The following is a 269-nucleotide window of genomic DNA, read 5'->3' as shown; positions in this document are numbered from 1 at the left end:
AAAGCAATATGCGAGTATATTCATGGGGAGACATTCTTTCATTTTGCGATGTGTACATGGAAGAAGGCGAGTCTCTCACTTTTCAATACGTCACAGAGGATCAAATGGACTGCTTTGAATTTCAATTGTCGATTCATGACGGGCGGCTTTGTTTTTATTGGTTTGCGTGGGACGGATCTGATTATATTCACATGCCTTCTAGTAATTGGATTCACTCAGATATTTTTTATCAATTTATGAAAAATAAGTATTTCGTCAAACAAAACAAG

The 269-nt window shown here is 36.4% G+C and carries 1 protein-coding gene; it reads left to right on the top strand.

Translation table 11 applies throughout. From position 1 onward, the window contains the following. On the top strand, positions 1 to 269 hold a 269-nt coding region (locus tag SB775_RS29975), incomplete at both ends, for a hypothetical protein (protein ID WP_410864889.1).

Source organism: Peribacillus sp. SIMBA_075, from assembly GCF_046534585.1.
This window is presented reverse-complemented; position numbering and strand designations above follow the sequence as displayed.